Annotated in this window: 17 protein-coding genes; 14 read left to right on the top strand and 3 right to left on the bottom strand. The window is 63.2% G+C overall.

Annotated elements, in window-relative coordinates:
- The first annotated feature begins 186 nt into the window (after nucleotides 1-186).
- From prfB to ACZ5BO_RS07070, 7 genes are all read left to right on the top strand, one after another.
- A protein-coding gene (gene prfB, locus ACZ5BO_RS07040; RefSeq protein WP_103741041.1) for a peptide chain release factor 2 occupies nucleotides 187-1,282 on the top strand; the annotation gives its coding sequence in 2 pieces (ribosomal slippage) (nucleotides 187-258 and nucleotides 260-1,282; 1,095 coding nt in all).
- 112 nt (nucleotides 1,283-1,394) lie between these two features.
- The gene (lysS, locus tag ACZ5BO_RS07045; protein WP_025127600.1) at nucleotides 1,395-2,897 is read left to right on the top strand and encodes a lysine--tRNA ligase; all 1,503 of its coding nucleotides are present in this window, start codon (nucleotides 1,395-1,397) and stop codon (nucleotides 2,895-2,897) included.
- 104 nt (nucleotides 2,898-3,001) lie between these two features.
- Complete coding sequence (locus ACZ5BO_RS07050; protein WP_025127601.1) at nucleotides 3,002-3,718, top strand: TetR/AcrR family transcriptional regulator; 717 nt, start codon at nucleotides 3,002-3,004, stop codon at nucleotides 3,716-3,718.
- A gap of 92 nt (nucleotides 3,719-3,810) precedes the next feature.
- Nucleotides 3,811-4,356 carry a hypothetical protein gene (locus ACZ5BO_RS07055; protein ID WP_464698941.1) on the top strand — a complete coding sequence of 182 codons (546 nt, stop codon included), beginning with the start codon at nucleotides 3,811-3,813 and terminating at the stop codon, nucleotides 4,354-4,356.
- Between the two features lie 35 nt (nucleotides 4,357-4,391).
- Complete coding sequence (locus ACZ5BO_RS07060) at nucleotides 4,392-5,669, top strand: flavohemoglobin expression-modulating QEGLA motif protein (protein ID WP_025127603.1); 1,278 nt, start codon at nucleotides 4,392-4,394, stop codon at nucleotides 5,667-5,669.
- Between the two features lie 149 nt (nucleotides 5,670-5,818).
- Nucleotides 5,819-6,748 (top strand): alpha/beta hydrolase, encoded by a 930-nt coding sequence (locus ACZ5BO_RS07065; protein WP_025127604.1) that lies wholly within the window; start codon nucleotides 5,819-5,821, stop codon nucleotides 6,746-6,748.
- Nucleotides 6,745-7,071, top strand: a complete 327-nt coding sequence (locus ACZ5BO_RS07070; protein WP_025127605.1) for a hypothetical protein — start codon at nucleotides 6,745-6,747, stop codon at nucleotides 7,069-7,071. Before ACZ5BO_RS07065 ends, ACZ5BO_RS07070 begins: the two co-directional genes overlap by 4 nt.
- Nucleotides 7,072-7,148: 77 nt before the next feature.
- Here the strand turns inward: ACZ5BO_RS07070 and lptF are convergent, their stop codons facing one another.
- The 3 genes from lptF to ACZ5BO_RS07085 all read right to left on the bottom strand — a co-directional run bounded on the left by lptF (nucleotide 7,149) and on the right by ACZ5BO_RS07085 (nucleotide 9,032).
- Entirely contained in the window at nucleotides 7,149-7,937 is a 789-nt protein-coding gene (lptF, locus tag ACZ5BO_RS07075) for a lipotoxin F family OmpA-related lipoprotein LptF (RefSeq protein WP_025127606.1), read from the bottom strand.
- Between the two features lie 50 nt (nucleotides 7,938-7,987).
- Complete coding sequence (locus tag ACZ5BO_RS07080) at nucleotides 7,988-8,401, bottom strand: DUF4398 domain-containing protein (RefSeq protein ID WP_025127607.1); 414 nt, start codon at nucleotides 8,399-8,401, stop codon at nucleotides 7,988-7,990.
- 286 nt (nucleotides 8,402-8,687) lie between these two features.
- Nucleotides 8,688-9,032: a hypothetical protein gene (locus ACZ5BO_RS07085; protein WP_025127608.1), complete on the bottom strand. Its 345-nt coding sequence runs from the start codon at nucleotides 9,030-9,032 to the stop codon at nucleotides 8,688-8,690.
- A gap of 204 nt (nucleotides 9,033-9,236) precedes the next feature.
- Between ACZ5BO_RS07085 and ppc the strand changes: the two genes are divergently transcribed.
- The 7 genes from ppc (at nucleotide 9,237) to ACZ5BO_RS07120 (ending at nucleotide 16,488) form a co-directional block, all read left to right on the top strand.
- Nucleotides 9,237-11,867: a phosphoenolpyruvate carboxylase gene (gene ppc, locus ACZ5BO_RS07090; protein WP_464698946.1), complete on the top strand. Its 2,631-nt coding sequence runs from the start codon at nucleotides 9,237-9,239 to the stop codon at nucleotides 11,865-11,867.
- 278 nt (nucleotides 11,868-12,145) lie between these two features.
- A complete protein-coding gene (gene adk, locus ACZ5BO_RS07095) occupies nucleotides 12,146-12,793 on the top strand; it encodes an adenylate kinase (protein WP_025127610.1) in 648 nt (215 codons plus the stop codon).
- Between the two features lie 90 nt (nucleotides 12,794-12,883).
- Entirely contained in the window at nucleotides 12,884-13,558 is a 675-nt protein-coding gene (tsaB, locus tag ACZ5BO_RS07100) for a tRNA (adenosine(37)-N6)-threonylcarbamoyltransferase complex dimerization subunit type 1 TsaB (RefSeq protein WP_025127611.1), read from the top strand.
- Nucleotides 13,559-13,753: 195 nt separating this feature from the next.
- Nucleotides 13,754-14,056, top strand: a complete 303-nt coding sequence (locus ACZ5BO_RS07105) for a hypothetical protein (RefSeq protein ID WP_025127612.1) — start codon at nucleotides 13,754-13,756, stop codon at nucleotides 14,054-14,056.
- Nucleotides 14,053-14,913, top strand: coding sequence for a DUF72 domain-containing protein (locus ACZ5BO_RS07110; protein ID WP_464701198.1), 861 nt, complete (start codon nucleotides 14,053-14,055; stop codon nucleotides 14,911-14,913). The genes ACZ5BO_RS07105 and ACZ5BO_RS07110 overlap by 4 nt, the downstream gene beginning before the upstream one ends.
- Before the next feature lie 33 nt (nucleotides 14,914-14,946).
- Nucleotides 14,947-15,777: an isocitrate lyase/PEP mutase family protein gene (locus ACZ5BO_RS07115; RefSeq protein WP_464698949.1), complete on the top strand. Its 831-nt coding sequence runs from the start codon at nucleotides 14,947-14,949 to the stop codon at nucleotides 15,775-15,777.
- A gap of 12 nt (nucleotides 15,778-15,789) precedes the next feature.
- Nucleotides 15,790-16,488, top strand: a complete 699-nt coding sequence (locus ACZ5BO_RS07120) for an extensin-like domain-containing protein (RefSeq protein WP_025127615.1) — start codon at nucleotides 15,790-15,792, stop codon at nucleotides 16,486-16,488.
- The last annotated feature ends 8 nt before the right edge of the window (nucleotides 16,489-16,496 follow it).

Here is a 16,496-nt window from a genome sequence, read left to right on the forward strand (position 1 = left end):
GCCTGCGCAGCAGGGCAGGCAGGTAACTGGGGGCAATAAATTTTAGGGGGCACCGGGATTTCCTGGGGCCTGTCGTTGAAATTAGATGGCCGATTGGCCTCTAAAGCCGCTAAGCGGGCTGCCGTGAATCGGTGATTCCGTTATAATCTCCGGCTTTCAAAAGTTCGCCAACGAGTGCCGCCCCCCATGGAAATCAACCCGATCCTGAACACCATCAAGGACCTGTCCGAGCGCTCCGAAACTATTCGGGGGTATCTTTGACTACGATCAAAAGCATGAGCGTCTGACCGAGGTCAATCGCGAGCTTGAAGATCCGAGTGTCTGGAACAAGCCTGAATACGCCCAGGAGCTGGGCCGCGAGCGCGCTGCGCTGGCCCAGATCGTCGAGACCCTGGACGAGTTGAACAGTGGTCTGGCCGATTGCCGCGACCTGCTGGACATGGCCGTCGAAGAAGAAGACGAAGGCGCAGTGGGCGATGTCGTCGCCGAGCTGGCCCGTCTCGAGGAAAACCTCGCCAAGCTGGAATTCCGCCGTATGTTCAGCCATGAAATGGACCCGAACAACGCCTACCTGGATATCCAGGCCGGCTCCGGCGGCACCGAGGCCCAGGATTGGGCCAACATCCTGCTGCGCATGTACCTGCGCTGGGCCGACAAACGCGGCTTCGAAGCCACCATCATGGAGCTGTCGGCCGGTGAAGTGGCCGGGATCAAGGGCGCTACCGTGCACATCAAGGGCGAATACGCCTTTGGCTGGCTGCGCACCGAGATCGGCGTGCACCGCCTGGTGCGCAAGAGCCCGTTCGACTCCGGCAACCGTCGTCACACCTCGTTTTCCGCGGTGTTCGTCTCGCCCGAGATCGACGACAAGGTGGAAATCGAAATCAACCCGGCAGACCTGCGGATCGACACCTATCGTTCCTCCGGTGCCGGTGGTCAGCACGTAAACACCACCGACTCGGCCGTACGTATCACCCACGTACCGACCAACACCGTGGTCAGCTGCCAGAACGAACGTTCCCAGCACGCCAACAAGGACACCGCCATGAAAATGCTGCGGGCCAAGTTGTACGAGCAGGAAATGCAGAAGCGCAACGCCGCTTCCCAGGCCCTTGAAGACACCAAGTCGGACATCGGCTGGGGTCATCAGATCCGCTCCTACGTGCTCGACGCGTCGCGGATCAAGGACCTGCGCACCAATATCGAACGCAGTGACTGCGACAAGGTGCTCGACGGCGACATCGACGAATACCTGGAAGCCAGCCTGAAATCGGGCTTGTAATACTGCAATACGGGATCGGCTGACACGGTGCGATCCCGTAGGAGCCGGCTTGCCGGCGATCTCCGGGCCGAAGGCCTGGGGGCAATGAACCTGTGATGGAATTTCAAAAGACATGAGCGACCAACAACTCGACCCGCAAGCCCTGCAACAGGAAGAAAACACCCTGATCGCCCTGCGCAAGGAAAAGCTTGCTGCCGAGCGCGCCAAGGGCCAGGCCTTCCCCAATGACTTCCGCCGCGACAGCTACTGCAACGACCTGCAGAAGCAGTACGCCGACAAGACCAAGGAAGAACTGGAAGCAGCGGCGATCCCGGTCAAGGTGGCAGGTCGCATCATGCTCAACCGTGGCTCGTTCATGGTGATCCAGGACATGACCGGGCGTATCCAGGTCTACGTCAACCGCAAGACCCTGCCGGAAGAAACCCTGGCCGCGGTGAAAACCTGGGACCTGGGCGACATCATTGCCGCCGAAGGCACCCTGGCTCGTTCCGGCAAGGGCGACCTGTACGTCGAGATGACCAACGTGCGCCTGCTGACCAAGTCGCTGCGCCCGCTGCCGGACAAGCACCACGGCCTGACCGACACCGAGCAGCGCTACCGCCAGCGCTACGTTGACCTGATCGTCAACGAGGAAGTGCGCGAGACCTTCCGCGTGCGCTCCCAGGTCATCGCCCATATCCGCAGCTTCCTGATGCAGCGCGATTTCCTGGAAGTGGAAACGCCGATGCTGCAGACCATCCCGGGCGGCGCCGCGGCCAAGCCGTTCGAGACTCACCACAACGCCCTGGACATGGAAATGTTCCTGCGTATCGCCCCGGAGCTGTACCTCAAGCGCCTGGTGGTCGGTGGCTTCGAGAAGGTCTTCGAGATCAACCGCAACTTCCGTAACGAAGGTGTTTCGACCCGGCACAACCCCGAGTTCACCATGCTCGAGTTCTACCAGGCCTACGCCGACTACGAAGACAACATGGACCTCACCGAAGAGCTGTTCCGCGAGCTGGCGCAGCTGGTCCTGGGCAGCACCGACGTGCCGTACGGCGACAAGGTGTTCCACTTCGGCGAGCCGTTCGCGCGCCTGTCGGTGTTCGATTCGATCCTCAAGTACAACCCCGAGCTGACCGCCGATGACCTGAACGACATCGACAAGGCTCGCGCCATCGCCAAGCAGGCCGGGGCCAAGGTGCTGGGCTTCGAAGGCCTGGGCAAGCTGCAGGTGATGATTTTCGAAGAGCTGGTGGAGCACAAGCTGGAGCAGCCGCACTTCATTACCCAGTACCCGTTCGAAGTCTCGCCGCTGGCCCGTCGCAATGACCAGAACCCGAACGTCACCGACCGTTTCGAGCTGTTCATCGGTGGTCGCGAAATCGCCAATGCCTACTCCGAGTTGAACGACGCGGAAGACCAGGCCGAGCGTTTCATGGCCCAGGTGGCGGACAAGGACGCCGGCGACGACGAAGCCATGCACTACGACGCCGACTTCGTCCGCGCCCTGGAATACGGCATGCCGCCAACGGCCGGTGAGGGCATCGGCATCGACCGCCTGGTGATGCTGCTGACCAACTCGCCGTCGATCCGCGACGTGATCCTGTTCCCGCACATGCGGCCGCAAGCGTAACTGCTGTGAATAATCAGCCGCCTTTATCAGGCGGCTTTTTATTGTCTGGTTGGAACTGACGTACCGCTTCTAATTCTGTGTGATTTTTAAGAGGAATATCTGTCGTGAACCGTGCAATTGCTCAAGAAGGTGCAGCTGGCATCGCCACTGCGGTGGCTGAAAGTGTTCAGTACCAGGGCCGCAAGGCCAGCCGCCAGGGCAGTGAGCAACGTCGACAGGAGATCCTCGATGCCGCCATGCGCATTGTCGTGCGTGACGGCGTGCGGGCCGTGCGCCACCGCGCGGTAGCCGCCGAAGCCGCTGTGCCGTTGTCGGCCACCACCTATTACTTCAAGGACATCGATGACTTGCTCACCGATACCTTCGCCCAGTATGTCGAGCGTAGCGCGGCGTTCATGGCCAAGCTGTGGGCCAACAACGAAGGCCTGCTGCGCGAGATGGTGGCCTATGGCGACGGCAGCCCGGCCGCGCGTTCGCAGCTGGCTGACGACATTGCGCGGCTGGCGGCCGACTATGTGCACTATCAGTTGCACAGCCGTCGCGAACACCTGATGGCCGAGCAGGCCTTCCGCCAGGAGGCGCTGCTCAACCCGCGCCTGGCGCTGCTGGTGCGCTCGCACCAGCAGATCCTGCTCCAGGGCACCTGCCAGTTCTTCCAGGTCCTGGGGTCACGGGAGCCGCAACAAGATGCCAAGGTGTTGACGTCGATAATCGGCCGGATGGAATATCAGGGCCTGCTCAATGGTGCCGAGCCCCTGGCGCAAGAAGAAATGCTCGGTATCTTCACGCGCTACATGCATCTGGTTCTGGCTTCGGTCTGATCCGCTCACCGCAGGCCGCGGCGGGTGGCGGTGCGAACGTTCACCACCGACGCCAGCGGCTACAGTGAATCTGGTGTTCATAGGAGAGTTGCATGCAAACCTGGCGCATCCTGCTGGCCCTGTCGTTTCTGCTGCTCAGCGGCTGCCTGGTGTCCTTCACCGAGCCCCTGCCGGCCGAGCAGCCCGCGCCTGCGGGATTGCTCGGCAAGTGGGCGAGCAAGAACGCCTGGGGCGAACCGCTGAACATCGAGCTCAGCCGCATCGGCGCCAACCGCTACCGGGCCCTGAGCTATCCCGGCGGCACTGCGCGACCGCGTGATGCCTACGACTTCACCGTGTCCCGGCATGGCAACCGCTGGTACCTGTCGGCCGCCGTGCCCCAGGCCTTTGGCGGGCACTACAGCATTGCCGGCTTCGAGCTGAACGCAAAACACGAACTGGTGCTCTACACCCTCGACCTGGAACAGATGCGCCAGGCCTTGGGTCAAAAGGCCCTGAGCGGGGCAACCATGACCACGGCCGAAGGCGATGGCGTGCTGATCAGCAGCCCGTTGCCCGAGGTCTTCGCCTACCTTGACGACCCTGCCAACTCCGACCTGTTTGTCGAGGCGGCGCGCTTCAAGCGTGCGGGCAAGTGACCCCGCGCTACTGACCCATTCAATAGGAGCTTCGGGTGGACGATTACCAGCAGACCATACGCACCTTGTCCGATCGCATAGTGCTGGCCCAGACACCGATCCGCGTGCTGGATGCGGTGAAGTGGGACGAGAACGTGCGCAAGGGCTTTCTCAAGGCCAAGGGCAAGGAAATGCCGGCGGTGGACCGCGCCTATTACGAAGGGCGGCCGTTGTCCTTCGACTCCGGCGCAGTGAAGCTGGAGTTCCAGAACATCGAGCGCGACATCACCCGCCAACTGGGCCAGTTCAACCCGGTGGGACAGATCATGCGCCGCATGTGCAAGGAATACCGCATGGTGGTGCGCATGCTCGAAGCCCGGGGCACCGGTGATTTCGGGCTGATCTCCCAGGAGCTCTACGGCGCCGCGTCCGATGCCTTCCACGCCGGCGATCCGACCCTGGCGGACCTCGGCTTGATGATGTCCGACTACCTGAACAACATCGACGGCCGTGGCGACCTCAAGGACGAACCCAAGACCCTGAGCGCCAAGGACGCGGTGAGCCTGCTGCAGGGGCGCTTGAACAAGGTGTTCGGCGAGGCCGAGGAAACCATCCGCGTGTTCGAGTCCGACGGCATCGTCGCCGACGCCGCGGCGGGCGCCGACTACATCAAGATCCGCAGCGACGCGATGTTCAACAACCGTGATGTGCGGGCCCTGGAGGTGCATGAGGGGCTGGTGCATGTGGGCACCACCCTGAACGGCCTCAACCAGCCGATCTGCACCTTCCTGGCCAAGGGGCCGCCCTCGTCCACGGTGACCCAGGAAGGCCTGGCGATCCTCATGGAGATCATCACCTTTGCCTCCTATCCCAGCCGCCTGCGCAAGCTGACCAACCGCACCCGGGCCATTCACATGGTGGAGGAGGGCGCGGACTTCCTGCAGGTGTTCGAGTTTTTCCGCGAGCAGGGTTTCGAGATGGCCGAGAGCTACGGCAACGCCAGCCGGGTATTTCGCGGATCGACGCCGACCGGCTTGCCGTTTACCAAAGACTTGTCCTATCTCAAGGGCTTCATCATGGTTTACAACTACATTCAGCTGGCCGTGCGCAAGGGCAAGCTGGAGCAGGTGCCGCTGCTGTTCTGTGGCAAGACCACCTTGGAAGACATGCGCACCTTGCGCCAACTGGTGGACGAGGGCCTGGTGGTGGCGCCCAAGTACCTGCCGGATCAGTTTCGTGACATGAATGCCCTGTCGGCCTGGATGTGTTTCTCCAACTTCCTCAATCACCTGAGCCTGGATCGGATCGAGGCGGACTACTCCAACATCCTGTAAACCTTCATGGGGCCGCACATGGACGTATTCACCGAGACTTTCAGCCGCTGCCCGGAGTCGCCTTCGGGGGCCGTGCCCGAACGGGCGCCCAGGTCCTGGCGGGCCCCGCTGTGCTTGCCGCCGGCAGCGGTGGCGACAAGGAGTGCGGGATGACCCGGCTTGTGCTCCGGTGCCTTGTCGTCTGCACGCTGTTGCTGGGGCTCAACGGTTGCAGCTCGCTGCTGTTCTATCCCGAGCCGGGCCTGCCGTTCACCCCTCAGCGGGCCAAGCTGGATTACCGCGACGTCACCCTGACCACCGCCGACGGGCTCAAGCTGCACGGCTGGTGGCTGCCGGCCAAGCCGGGAGTGGCGATCAAGGGCACGGTGCTGCACCTGCATGGCAATGGCGGCAACCTGGCCTGGCACCTGGGTGGTAGTTGGTGGCTGCCGGAGCAGGGCTATCAGGTGTTGCTGGTGGATTATCGCGGTTATGGCCTGTCCGAGGGCGCGCCGAGCCTGCCGGCGATCTACCAGGATATCGATGCCGCCTTCAAATGGCTGGACCAGGCCCCCGAGGTACAAGGCAAACCGCTGGTGGTGCTTGGGCAAAGCCTGGGAGGCGCCCTGGCCATTCATTACCTGGTGGAGCATCCCGAGCGCCAGCGCCAGCTCAAGGCCATAGTCCTGGACGGGGTGCCGGCCAGTTACCGCGATGTCGGGCGTTTTGCCCTGAGCACCTCCTGGCTGACGTGGCCGTTCCAGGTGCCGCTGTCGTGGCTGGTGCCGGACGCCGACAGTGCGGTTCACTCTCTGCCGCGTCTGAGCGGAGTGCCGAAACTGATCTACCACAGCATCGACGATCCGATCGTGCCCCTTTCCAACGGCATCCGTGTGTATCAAGCTGCCCCCCCGCCCCGGGTGCTGCAACTGACTCGCGGCGGCCATGTGCAAACCTTTGCCGATCCGATCTGGCGCCGCGTGATGCTGCGCTACCTCGACGATCCGCAGCATTTCGACGGGTTGCGCCGCCTGGGGGAAATCCCCAATTACCCGGCGACGCCGAATTCAGCAGTTGAACTTCCAGAGAGTCCGCAATGAGTGAAGAACGTAACGCCATCCCCCTGATCATCACCGGTATCTGCAGCATCATCGGCACCGTGGCCTGCCTGTGGTATTACGGCTACCTGCACTTCGCCAAACCGGAGGATGCGTTGCTGCTCAGCGACTTCACCATGCTCAAGACCGTACCCGGCGAGGACTACAAGGTCTCCCTGGAGCCGGCCAATGAAGTGGCCCAGTGTTTCGATGGCGTGCTGGTGCTGTTCGACACCCAGCAGAAGGGCCTGACCGGGGTGCTGGTCAACAAGAAGAAGCAGGCGGTGCGCTGCATGGGCCAGGAAACCCCGCAGTTGGAGCAGTAAGCCAGCCAGAAGCCCCGGCAGCGAATAAAAAAGCCCCGCCTTTAAAGGCGGGGCTTTTTCGTTGCCCGGTGGCGCTATCAGTTGCGGCTGACGGCCGAACGTGGTGCCACGGGCTGGTTGTCGTTGGAAATGGTCACTTCCACACGACGGTTCATGGCGCGGCCGGAGACACTGCCGTTATCGGCTACCGGGTATTCCTTGCCATAACCCTGGCTGACGATGCGCGATGGGTCGACGCCCATGCGGATCAGGGCCATCTGCACGGAGCCGGCACGGCGCTCGGACAGCGACTGGTTGTAGGAGTCGCTGCCGGTGCTGTCGGTGTAGCCCTCGACGATCACCTTGCGGTCCGGGTTCTGCTGGAGGAATTGCGCCAGCTTGTTGATGTTCACCAGGCCGCTGGATTTCAGGTCGGACTTGTTGGTGGCGAACAGCACGTCACCGAAGGTCACCAGGGTGCCGCGGTCGGTCTGCTTGGCGTTGAGGCTGTTCTGCAGTTGCTTGATCTGCGCGTCACGGGCATCGAGGATGGCGCGGGCACGCTGGTCGCCAGCGTCCTTGAGCTTGGCTTCGGCCGTGCGCAGGGCAATGGTTTCCTTGGCCACTTCAACCCGCTGGTTGGTCAGGTAGGCCAGTTGGTCGACCTTCTTCTCGTCGTCCTTGTTCAGGTAGGCCTTGTCGGCCTTGTCCATCCAGTCGGCGGCGTCCTTGGTTTCCAGGGCGGCAACCTTGCTGGCCTGCGGGTTGGCCTGCAGCGCGGAGAAGTTGGTCCGGGCGTTTTCCAGGTTGGCGTTGGGCGGGGTGGAGCAGGCCGCCAGGGCTACGCTCATGGCCAGCAGGGCAGGGATCATCAGTTGTTTGCGCATAATGGTTCGTCCTTTCATTCGATTACGAGTACGTGGGAGTCGGCGGCGGCTTACTGCACGCTACGCATGCCTTCCTGACGCAGTTCCTGAACGCCTTTCTGCGAGTCTTTCAGCGCCTGCTCGGCCTTGGCGGCCTGGGCCTTGCGCTCGGCGACTCGGGCGTCCCACTCGGCCTGTTCGGCCAGGCGGCGGGCCTCGTCGTACTTCTTGTCGTGCATGGCAATCTCGGCTTGCTTGAGCTTGTCCTGTGCCGACTTCATTTCCACCGCGGCAAATTCAGTGCCGCCCGCGCTCACTGCGCTGTTGACCGCAGATTGCGTGACTGCGTACTGCTCGCTGGGCGGGTTCCCGGCGCAACCGGCCAGTACCAGACTGCTACCGAGGGCCAGCGCGGCCAGCTTCAGCCCGCGCAGAGAGGTGAACGAGGATTTGGCAGTGCTGATCTTCATGGTCTTCAACTCCATTGGGTAACTCCTGGAAAACATCAAAATCCATCCCGGTTCTGGCGCCGTCACGCTGAGTGACAACAGGCGCTGATGGCGAAATTTGAAACGGCCGTTCCAGCGATGGTTAATGGGTGTGACCCGAGGCTTTTTTGAATAGTTCAGAGAAAGATGGCGATTGGCCGGAAAAAAATTACACCGCGGAAACAGGGCTCTAGAGCGGGAACTTTCGCCGTGCGCAGGGGTATTCCCGGCCCTTTGCAGGGCCGGGAACAGTGTCGCTTCCAGGGGGGAAGGTGGGCTGGATTCAGTGTTTCGGCTTGTCTGCCTGGCTCGACAGAACCTGCAGGTATTGCCGTGACAGGCTCAGGAAACGCGGGGTGGGGCCGACGTCTTCGTACAGCGGATCGCCCTCTTCATCGGTGGCGACCACGTGCTGGCCCTGGATGTAGGGGAAGCTCGCCTCGAGCTCTTCCAGCGCGGCTCCGATCAGCTCGCCAAGGAGCTCCTCGGTCTGGCGTTTGGGGTACATCTCGGCGAGGGCGGCCAGGCGTGCGGCGGCTTCCACATCCAGGTGAATCCGGTAGCCGGTCTTGGTCAGCCGACCCTTGGCGTTTTCTTCCCAGTGTTGTGCGAGTTCACGGATTTTCATGATGACCTCAATGAACACCTGCTTGTGGCAGGTTGGGTTGAGTGACCGGCCCGGGCCGGTGTGCGGCCCTTGTACGGCCTGTACTTCAGACTAGCCTCAACGACAAAGGTTGGCTGCCGGTTTGCCGCGCGCTTGCTAAGCGGCGCGTGCAAGCGGCACTCTTGAGCCTTCCGTGCCGCCTTGAGTCTGCTGGAGAACACCTCGATGACCGATATTGATGCGCGCTTGCGCGAAGACGTTCACCTGCTGGGTGAGCTGTTGGGCAATACCATCCGTGATCAGTACGGCGAGGGGTTCCTCGACAAGATCGAGCAGATCCGCAAGGGCGCCAAGGCCGACCGGGGCGGCTCCGCGGGGGCCGAGTTGAGTGCCAGCCTCGACCAGTTGAGCGAGGAGGAGCTGCTGCCGGTGGCCCGGGCCTTCAACCAGTTCCTCAACCTGGCGAACATCGCCGAGCAGTATCAGTTGATCCACCGCCGCGACGAGTCGCAGCCGGCCCCGTTCGAAGCCCGGGTGCTGCCGGAGCTGCTGGCCCGCCTGCGTGCTGAAGGGCATGGCGCCGATGCCCTGGCCCGGCAATTGGGACGGCTGGAGATCGAGCTGGTGCTGACCGCGCACCCCACCGAAGTGGCGCGCCGCACCCTGATCCAGAAGTACGATGCGATCGCCGCGCAACTGGCGGCCAAGGACCATCGCGACCTGACCAGCGCCGAACGTGGGCAGATCCAGGTGCGCCTGCAACGCCTGATTGCCGAAGCCTGGCACACCGAGGAAATCCGCCGGACCCGGCCAACCCCCGTGGATGAGGCCAAGTGGGGCTTTGCGGTAATCGAGCATTCGCTGTGGCAAGCCATCCCCAATTATCTGCGCAAGGCCGACCAGGCCCTGTTCACCGCCACCGGCCTGCACCTGCCGCTGGAGGCGGCGCCGATCCGCTTTGCCTCGTGGATGGGGGGCGACCGGGACGGCAACCCCAATGTCACCGCGGCGGTGACCCGTGAGGTGTTGCTGCTGGCCCGCTGGATGGCGGCCGACCTGTATCTGCGGGACATCGATCACCTGGCTGCCGAGCTGTCCATGCAACAGGCCAGCGCCGCCTTGCTGGCCAAGGCGGGAGACAGTGCCGAGCCCTATCGGGCGCTGCTCAAGCAATTGCGCGAACGCCTGCGAGCCACCCGCAACTGGGCCCATGCGGCGCTCGCTGCGCCGGTGCCGGCCGGGCCCGAGGTCTTGCAGAGCAACCGTGAACTGCTGGAACCCTTGCAACTGTGCTACCAGTCGTTGCACGAATGCGGGATGGGGGTGATCGCCGACGGTCCGTTGCTCGATTGCCTGCGCCGGGCCGTGACCTTTGGCCTGTTCCTGGTGCGCCTCGATGTGCGCCAGGATTCTTCCCGGCACTCCTCGGCCATGACCGAGATCACCGACTATCTGGGCCTGGGGCGTTATGAGGACTGGAGCGAAGAGGATCGCATCACCTTCCTGATGCGCGAGCTGGGCAACCGGCGCCCCTTGCTGCCGGGCTATTTCAAGCCTTCGGCAGACACCGCGGAGGTACTCGCCACCTGTCGCGAGATAGCCCTCGCACCCGCGGCGTCCCTGGGTTCCTACGTGATCTCCATGGCCGGCGCCGCCTCCGATGTGCTGGCGGTGCAGTTGCTGCTCAAGGAGTCCGGGGTGTTGCGGCCAATGCGCGTGGTGCCGCTGTTCGAAACCCTGGCGGACCTGGACAACGCCGGCCCGGTGATGGAGAAGCTGCTGCACATGCCGGGTTACCGCTCGCGCCTGCAAGGGCCCCAGGAAGTGATGATCGGCTATTCCGACTCGGCCAAGGATGCCGGCACCACCGCCGCGGCCTGGGCGCAGTATCGGGCCCAGGAACGGCTGGTGGACATCTGCCGTGAACAGCAGGTGGAGTTGCTGCTGTTCCACGGTCGCGGCGGCACCGTGGGGCGCGGCGGTGGTCCGGCTCACGCGGCAATCCTGTCGCAGCCGCCGGGTTCGGTGGCGGGACGGTTCCGCACCACCGAGCAGGGGGAAATGATCCGTTTCAAATTCGGCCTGCCGGACATCGCCGAGCAGAATCTCAACCTGTACCTGGCCGCGGTGCTGGAAGCCACGCTGTTGCCGCCACCACCGCCGGAGCCGGCCTGGCGTCATCTGATGGACGAATTGGCCAGTGACGGGGTCCAGGCCTACCGCGAAGTGGTACGGGACAATCCGCAGTTCGTCGAGTACTTCCGCCAGTCGACTCCGGAGCAGGAACTGGGGCGCCTGCCCCTGGGCAGCCGGCCGGCCAAGCGCCGTGCGGGGGGCATTGAAAGCCTGCGGGCGATCCCGTGGATTTTCGGCTGGACCCAGACCCGCCTGATGCTGCCGGCCTGGCTGGGTTGGGAGGCGGCGCTGAGCAAGGCACTGGCCCGGGGCGAAGGCCATTTACTGGCGCAGATGCGTGAGCAATGGCCGTTCTTCCGCACCCGCATCGACATGCTGGAAATGGTCCTGGCCAAGGCCGACGCGGACATTGCCCGCTCCTATGACGAGCGTCTGGTGGAGGCTGAACTGCTGCCATTGGGTGCGCATCTACGCGACCTATTGTCGCAGGCTTGTGCGGTGGTGCTGGGCCTGACCGGGCAGTCGCAACTGCTGGCCCACAGCCCCGACACCCTGGAGTTCATCCGTCTGCGCAATACCTACCTCGATCCGCTGCACCTGCTGCAGGCCGAACTGCTGGCACGCTCGCGCCGCCAGGACGCGCCCCAAGGAAGCCCCGTGGAACAGGCGCTGCTGGTTTCCGTGGCGGGGATCGCTGCCGGCTTGCGCAATACCGGCTGAGGTTCGACAACCAGCACGGACGGCTTTGTCCAAGCCAATCTCAGGGTGGCGCCCGGCTCCCGCTGGCGACACTTTGTTATCGGGTTGCGACTTGTTCTACCTGGCCCGGGGGGCACAAAAGGGCCAGGTTCCTCCGACTTTCGACTGCTTGTGTGCGCTGTGTCGGCTGTGTATCTTGATCAGCCTTTGGCCGTTTGGGCGGCCACAACCCTATTTTTGAGATTGGCCCCACGAGGCGAATCCGAGCGTTTCTAAATAAAAAATTGAGGAGCACATCGATGCGCGTAATTCTGCTGGGAGCTCCCGGGGCCGGTAAAGGTACTCAGGCAAAGTTCATCACCGAAAAGTTCGGCATTCCACAGATCTCCACCGGCGACATGCTGCGTGCGGCGGTCAAGGCCGGCACCGAACTGGGCCTCAAGGCCAAGAGCGTGATGGACAGCGGTGGTCTGGTTTCCGATGACCTGATCATCAACCTGGTCAAGGAACGCATCAGCCAGCCGGACTGCGCCAAAGGCTTCCTGTTCGATGGTTTCCCGCGCACCATTCCTCAGGCTGAAGCACTGGTCAAGGCTGGTGTCGAGTTGGACAGCGTGGTGGAAATCGCCGTCGACGACGAAGAGATCGTCCAGCGTATCGCCGGTCGCCGTGTGCACGAAGCCTCGGGCCGGACTTACCACACCGTCTACAACCCGCCGAAGATCGCCGGCAAGGACGACATCACCGGTGAAGACCTGGTGCAGCGCAAGGACGACACGGAAGAAACCGTGCGTCATCGCCTGTCGGTCTACCATTCCCAGACCAAGCCGTTGGTAGCCTTCTACCAGCAGTTGGCCGCTACCCAGGGCAAGCCGAAGTACAGCCATATTCCGGGCGTGGGTTCGGTGGAAGTGATCACCGCCAAGGTGCTCGAAGCCCTGAGCTGAGTCACCTGATCGGATTGATCGTTGAACGGCCCGCTTGCGGGCCGTTGCTGTTTATAATGCGTCCCTTTTTCAATGCCTATGGAACCCCCGATGAGCACCTTGCTGGCCCTGGACACCGCGACTGAAGCTTGCTCCGTTGCTTTGCTGCATGATGGCAAGGTCACGAGCCATTACGAGGTGATCCCGCGTCTGCATGCGCAGAAGTTGCTGCCTATGATCAAGGAGCTGTTGGCCAGTGCCGGCACCACCTTGCAGGCGGTGGATGCGATCGCCTTTGGTCGCGGGCCGGGAGCCTTCACCGGTGTGCGAATTGCCGTTGGCGTGGTGCAGGGGCTGGCCTTCGCTCTGGACCGCCCGGTGTTGCCGGTGTCCAACCTGGCGGTGCTGGCCCAGCGCGCCCTGCGTGAGCACGGCGCGACCCAGGTAGCGGCGGCCATCGATGCGCGGATGGATGAAGTCTACTGGGGCTGCTACCAGGAGACCGCTGGCGAGATGCGCCTGGTCGGTGTCGAGGCTGTACAGGCGCCGGAAGCTGCGGCCTTGCCCGTGGATGCGCACGGTGAGTGGTTTGGGGCAGGCACTGGCTGGGGTTATGGCGAGCGCATTGCGGTCAACCTCAGTGGCCAGGATGCCAGCATGCTGCCCCACGCCGAAGACCTGCTGACCCTGGCCCGGTTTGCCTGGGCACGGGGTGAGGCGATCGCCGCCGATGATGCGCAGCCGGTCTACCTGCGAGACAAGGTCGCCACGCCCAAGGCCCGTTGAGGCCCTTTCTCTTTTCATCGATGGCCCGCGGTTGTTCAGACATCTCCTGCTACAACCGCCAATCGTCTGGTTTTCAGCGTTGATCCTGCCCGGTTTTAAACCTTTTGGCTGTTCTGTGTTCTAGTTATCACTTGGGTATTTGCTAAGTCGTAGCAGTGCCGCTAAATTGCCATCATCGACCCCGGGCTTTTCAGTATGCGCATAGACGGCATCTCCTCTCAGTCCTACCCCATCAAGCGCAAGCCGCGCAAAGGCTTGGTGCTGGTGGACGACTCCCAGGACGATGCCGACGCCATTGAAGCCCAGCCCGAGTCTGCGATCCAGAATCGCTCCCAGGCTGCTGCTCCCCGCACCGCCAATCTTCCCGCCCGCCCGCAGGACATGATCTTTCAGCGGGCGATGAAAAAGAGTGTGGCCAATGCCTTGGCCAGCTACCTGACCACCGCCGGTTTTGTCGATTGGGATATGGAGGTGGTGGGTCTCGACCTGCACATCTGATGCTGCCTTATTTCCTCGGTTGTCCTTCCTGGAGCGAAAACGCCTGGCGTGAGTACCTGTACCCGGAAAATGCACGACCGAACGATTTTCTCGGCCTGTATTCGCAGGTCTTCAACGCCGTCGAAGGCAACACCACCTTCTACGCCCGACCTGCGCCGAGCACCGTGCAGCGCTGGGCACAGATCATGCCCGAAGGCTTTCGCTTCACTGCCAAGTTTCCCGGTGACATCAGTCACGGCGGCGACCTGCGCGAGCAACTGAGCGCTGCCGAAACCTTCGTCCAGTTGCTCAGCCCCTTGGGGGCGCGGGTGTCGCCCTTGTGGCTGCAATTGCCGGCCAGTTTCGCCCCGCAGCGCCTGGCGGAGCTGGCAGGGTTCATCGACGGCCTGGAGCGGCCGCTGGCGGTGGAAGTGCGGCATCCGGAGTTCTTCGCCAAGGGCGATGCCGAACGCAGGCTCAACCGACTGTTGCGCGAGCGGGGCGTAGAGCGCATTTGCCTGGATCCGCGGGCGCTGTTCAGCTGCACCTCGACGGATCCCGCGGTGCTCCATGCACAGTCGAAGAAGCCCAAAGTGCCACCGCGTCCGGCGGCCTTTACCCAGTTTCCCCAGGTGCGATTCATCGGTCATCCGCAGCTGGAGGCCAATGATCCGTTTCTGTTGCCGTGGATCGACAAGGTCGCCGGCTGGATCGAAGAGGGGCGCACGCCCTACATGTTCCTGCACACCTCGGACAACCGCCTGGCCGCCGAACTGGCCCGGCGTTTTCATGCCCGGCTGATGCAACGTTTGCCTGGCTTGCCCGGATTGCCTGAGTTATACAGAGAACCCGTCGCGGAGCAGCTCGGTTTGCTCTGAGACGGTCTCATGGTCTTTTTCAGGAGCGAGCAAATGGACGCGCAAAGCCTGCGAGCGAATGCCTTCAAGGCCCTGCATGAACGGGCCGGTGCCTTTGTCATTGCCAATCCCTGGGATGCCGGTTCCGCCCGCATGCTGGCCAGTCTCGGCTTCGAAGCCCTGGCCACCACCAGCGCCGGATACGCGTTCTCCCTGGGGCGTCCGGATGCCGAGGGCGCGGTCAGCCTGGAGGACACCCTGCACAACGTGCGGGCAATAGTCGGGGCCAGTAGCCTGCCGGTGGCGGTGGACCTGGAGAACGGCTTTGCCGACAGCCCTGCAGGCTGTGCCCAGGCACTGCTGTTGGCGGCTGCCAGCGGCGTGGTCGGCGGTTCGATCGAGGATGCCAGCGGCCGTGCCGACGACCCCATCTATGATTTCAAACTGGCGGTGGAACGTATCGAGGCCTGTGTCGCTGCCGCACGTAGCTTGCCCTTTGCCTTCACCCTGACCGCCCGGGCGGAGAACCTGCTGCACGGTCGTGAGGACCTGGCGGACACCATTCGGCGCCTGCAGGCCTTTGCTGAAGCCGGCGCCGATGTGCTCTATGCGCCGGGGCTGCGCAGCGCCGAGGAGATTCTCCAGGTCGTTCAGGCCGTGGCGCCCAAGCCGGTGAACGTGCTGATGTCCGGCGGTCTCAACCTGAGCGTGGCGCAATTGGCGAAGCTGGGGGTCAAGCGCATCAGTGTCGGCTCGGCCCTGGCCCGGGCAGCCTACGGTGCGTTCTATCGGGCCGCGGAGGATATCCGCGAGCATGGCCGCTTTGATTTTGCCGATCGTGCGATGCCGTTCGGGCAGATCAATCAATTGTTCAAGCAGCCATAAAAGGGAGTGTTTGTGCGCGGGTTGAAAGTTCTCGGTGCCTTGCTGTTGCTAGGGGCCCTGTTGTTGCTCGGCATTCGCCTGGGCTGGCTGCCAGTGGCGGATGCCTGGAATCCCTGGGCGCCGCTGGACGTTCGGGCCAAGCCCAATCTGCTGACTCGATTCAAGCTGTCACGGCTGCGGGATGATCCGGCATTGTGCGATGAGGTGCTCGCGCGCTCCGGCCTGCGTACCAGCCGTCAGCCTGACAGCCGGGGCGATGTGGCCTGTCCCTTGAGCAATACCTTGCGGGTGCAGGGCGCTGAGGTGGCCTTGAGCAGCAGCTTTCTTGCCAGTTGCCCGCTGGCGGTGGCCTTTGCCCTGTTCGAGCGCCATGGCCTGCAACCGGCCGCGCAGACGGTGTATGGCCAGCGAGTGGCGCGGGTCGATCATCTGGGCAGCTTCGCCTGCCGCAACATGTACAGCCGTGAGAACGGCGCTCGCAGCCAGCATGCCACGGCCAATGCCCTGGACATCGCCGGCTTTCGCCTGGCGGACGGACGCAGCATCAGCGTGCTCAGGGATTGGCCGAAGGACAGCAATGAGGGACGTTTTCTAAGGCTGGCCCGGGATGGCGCCTGCGAGGCGTTCAACGTGGTCCTGGGGCCGGATTACAACGCTGCCCATCGCAACCACTTTCATCTGGATGTCGGGCCCTGGTGGGTGTGTCGCTGAAAGCGCGG

This window comes from Pseudomonas sp. FFPRI_1 (assembly GCF_055384485.1).

Bases quoted from the DNA above. Each gene is read 5' to 3' on its own strand.
- lptF (WP_025127606.1), bottom strand. From the start codon at position 7,937: ATGCGCAAACAACTGATGATCCCTGCCCTGCTGGCCATGAGCGTAGCC.
- adk (WP_025127610.1), top strand. From the start codon at position 12,146: ATGCGCGTAATTCTGCTGGGAGCTCCCGGGGCCGGTAAAGGTACTCAG.
- ACZ5BO_RS07080 (WP_025127607.1), bottom strand. From the start codon at position 8,401: ATGGAGTTGAAGACCATGAAGATCAGCACTGCCAAATCCTCGTTCACC.
- ACZ5BO_RS07105 (WP_025127612.1), top strand. From the start codon at position 13,754: ATGCGCATAGACGGCATCTCCTCTCAGTCCTACCCCATCAAGCGCAAG.
- ACZ5BO_RS07115 (WP_464698949.1), top strand. From the start codon at position 14,947: ATGGACGCGCAAAGCCTGCGAGCGAATGCCTTCAAGGCCCTGCATGAA.
- ACZ5BO_RS07065 (WP_025127604.1), top strand. From the start codon at position 5,819: ATGACCCGGCTTGTGCTCCGGTGCCTTGTCGTCTGCACGCTGTTGCTG.
- ACZ5BO_RS07070 (WP_025127605.1), top strand. From the start codon at position 6,745: ATGAGTGAAGAACGTAACGCCATCCCCCTGATCATCACCGGTATCTGC.
- lysS (WP_025127600.1), top strand. From the start codon at position 1,395: ATGAGCGACCAACAACTCGACCCGCAAGCCCTGCAACAGGAAGAAAAC.
- ACZ5BO_RS07085 (WP_025127608.1), bottom strand. From the start codon at position 9,032: ATGAAAATCCGTGAACTCGCACAACACTGGGAAGAAAACGCCAAGGGT.
- ACZ5BO_RS07055 (WP_464698941.1), top strand. From the start codon at position 3,811: ATGCAAACCTGGCGCATCCTGCTGGCCCTGTCGTTTCTGCTGCTCAGC.
- tsaB (WP_025127611.1), top strand. From the start codon at position 12,884: ATGAGCACCTTGCTGGCCCTGGACACCGCGACTGAAGCTTGCTCCGTT.
- ppc (WP_464698946.1), top strand. From the start codon at position 9,237: ATGACCGATATTGATGCGCGCTTGCGCGAAGACGTTCACCTGCTGGGT.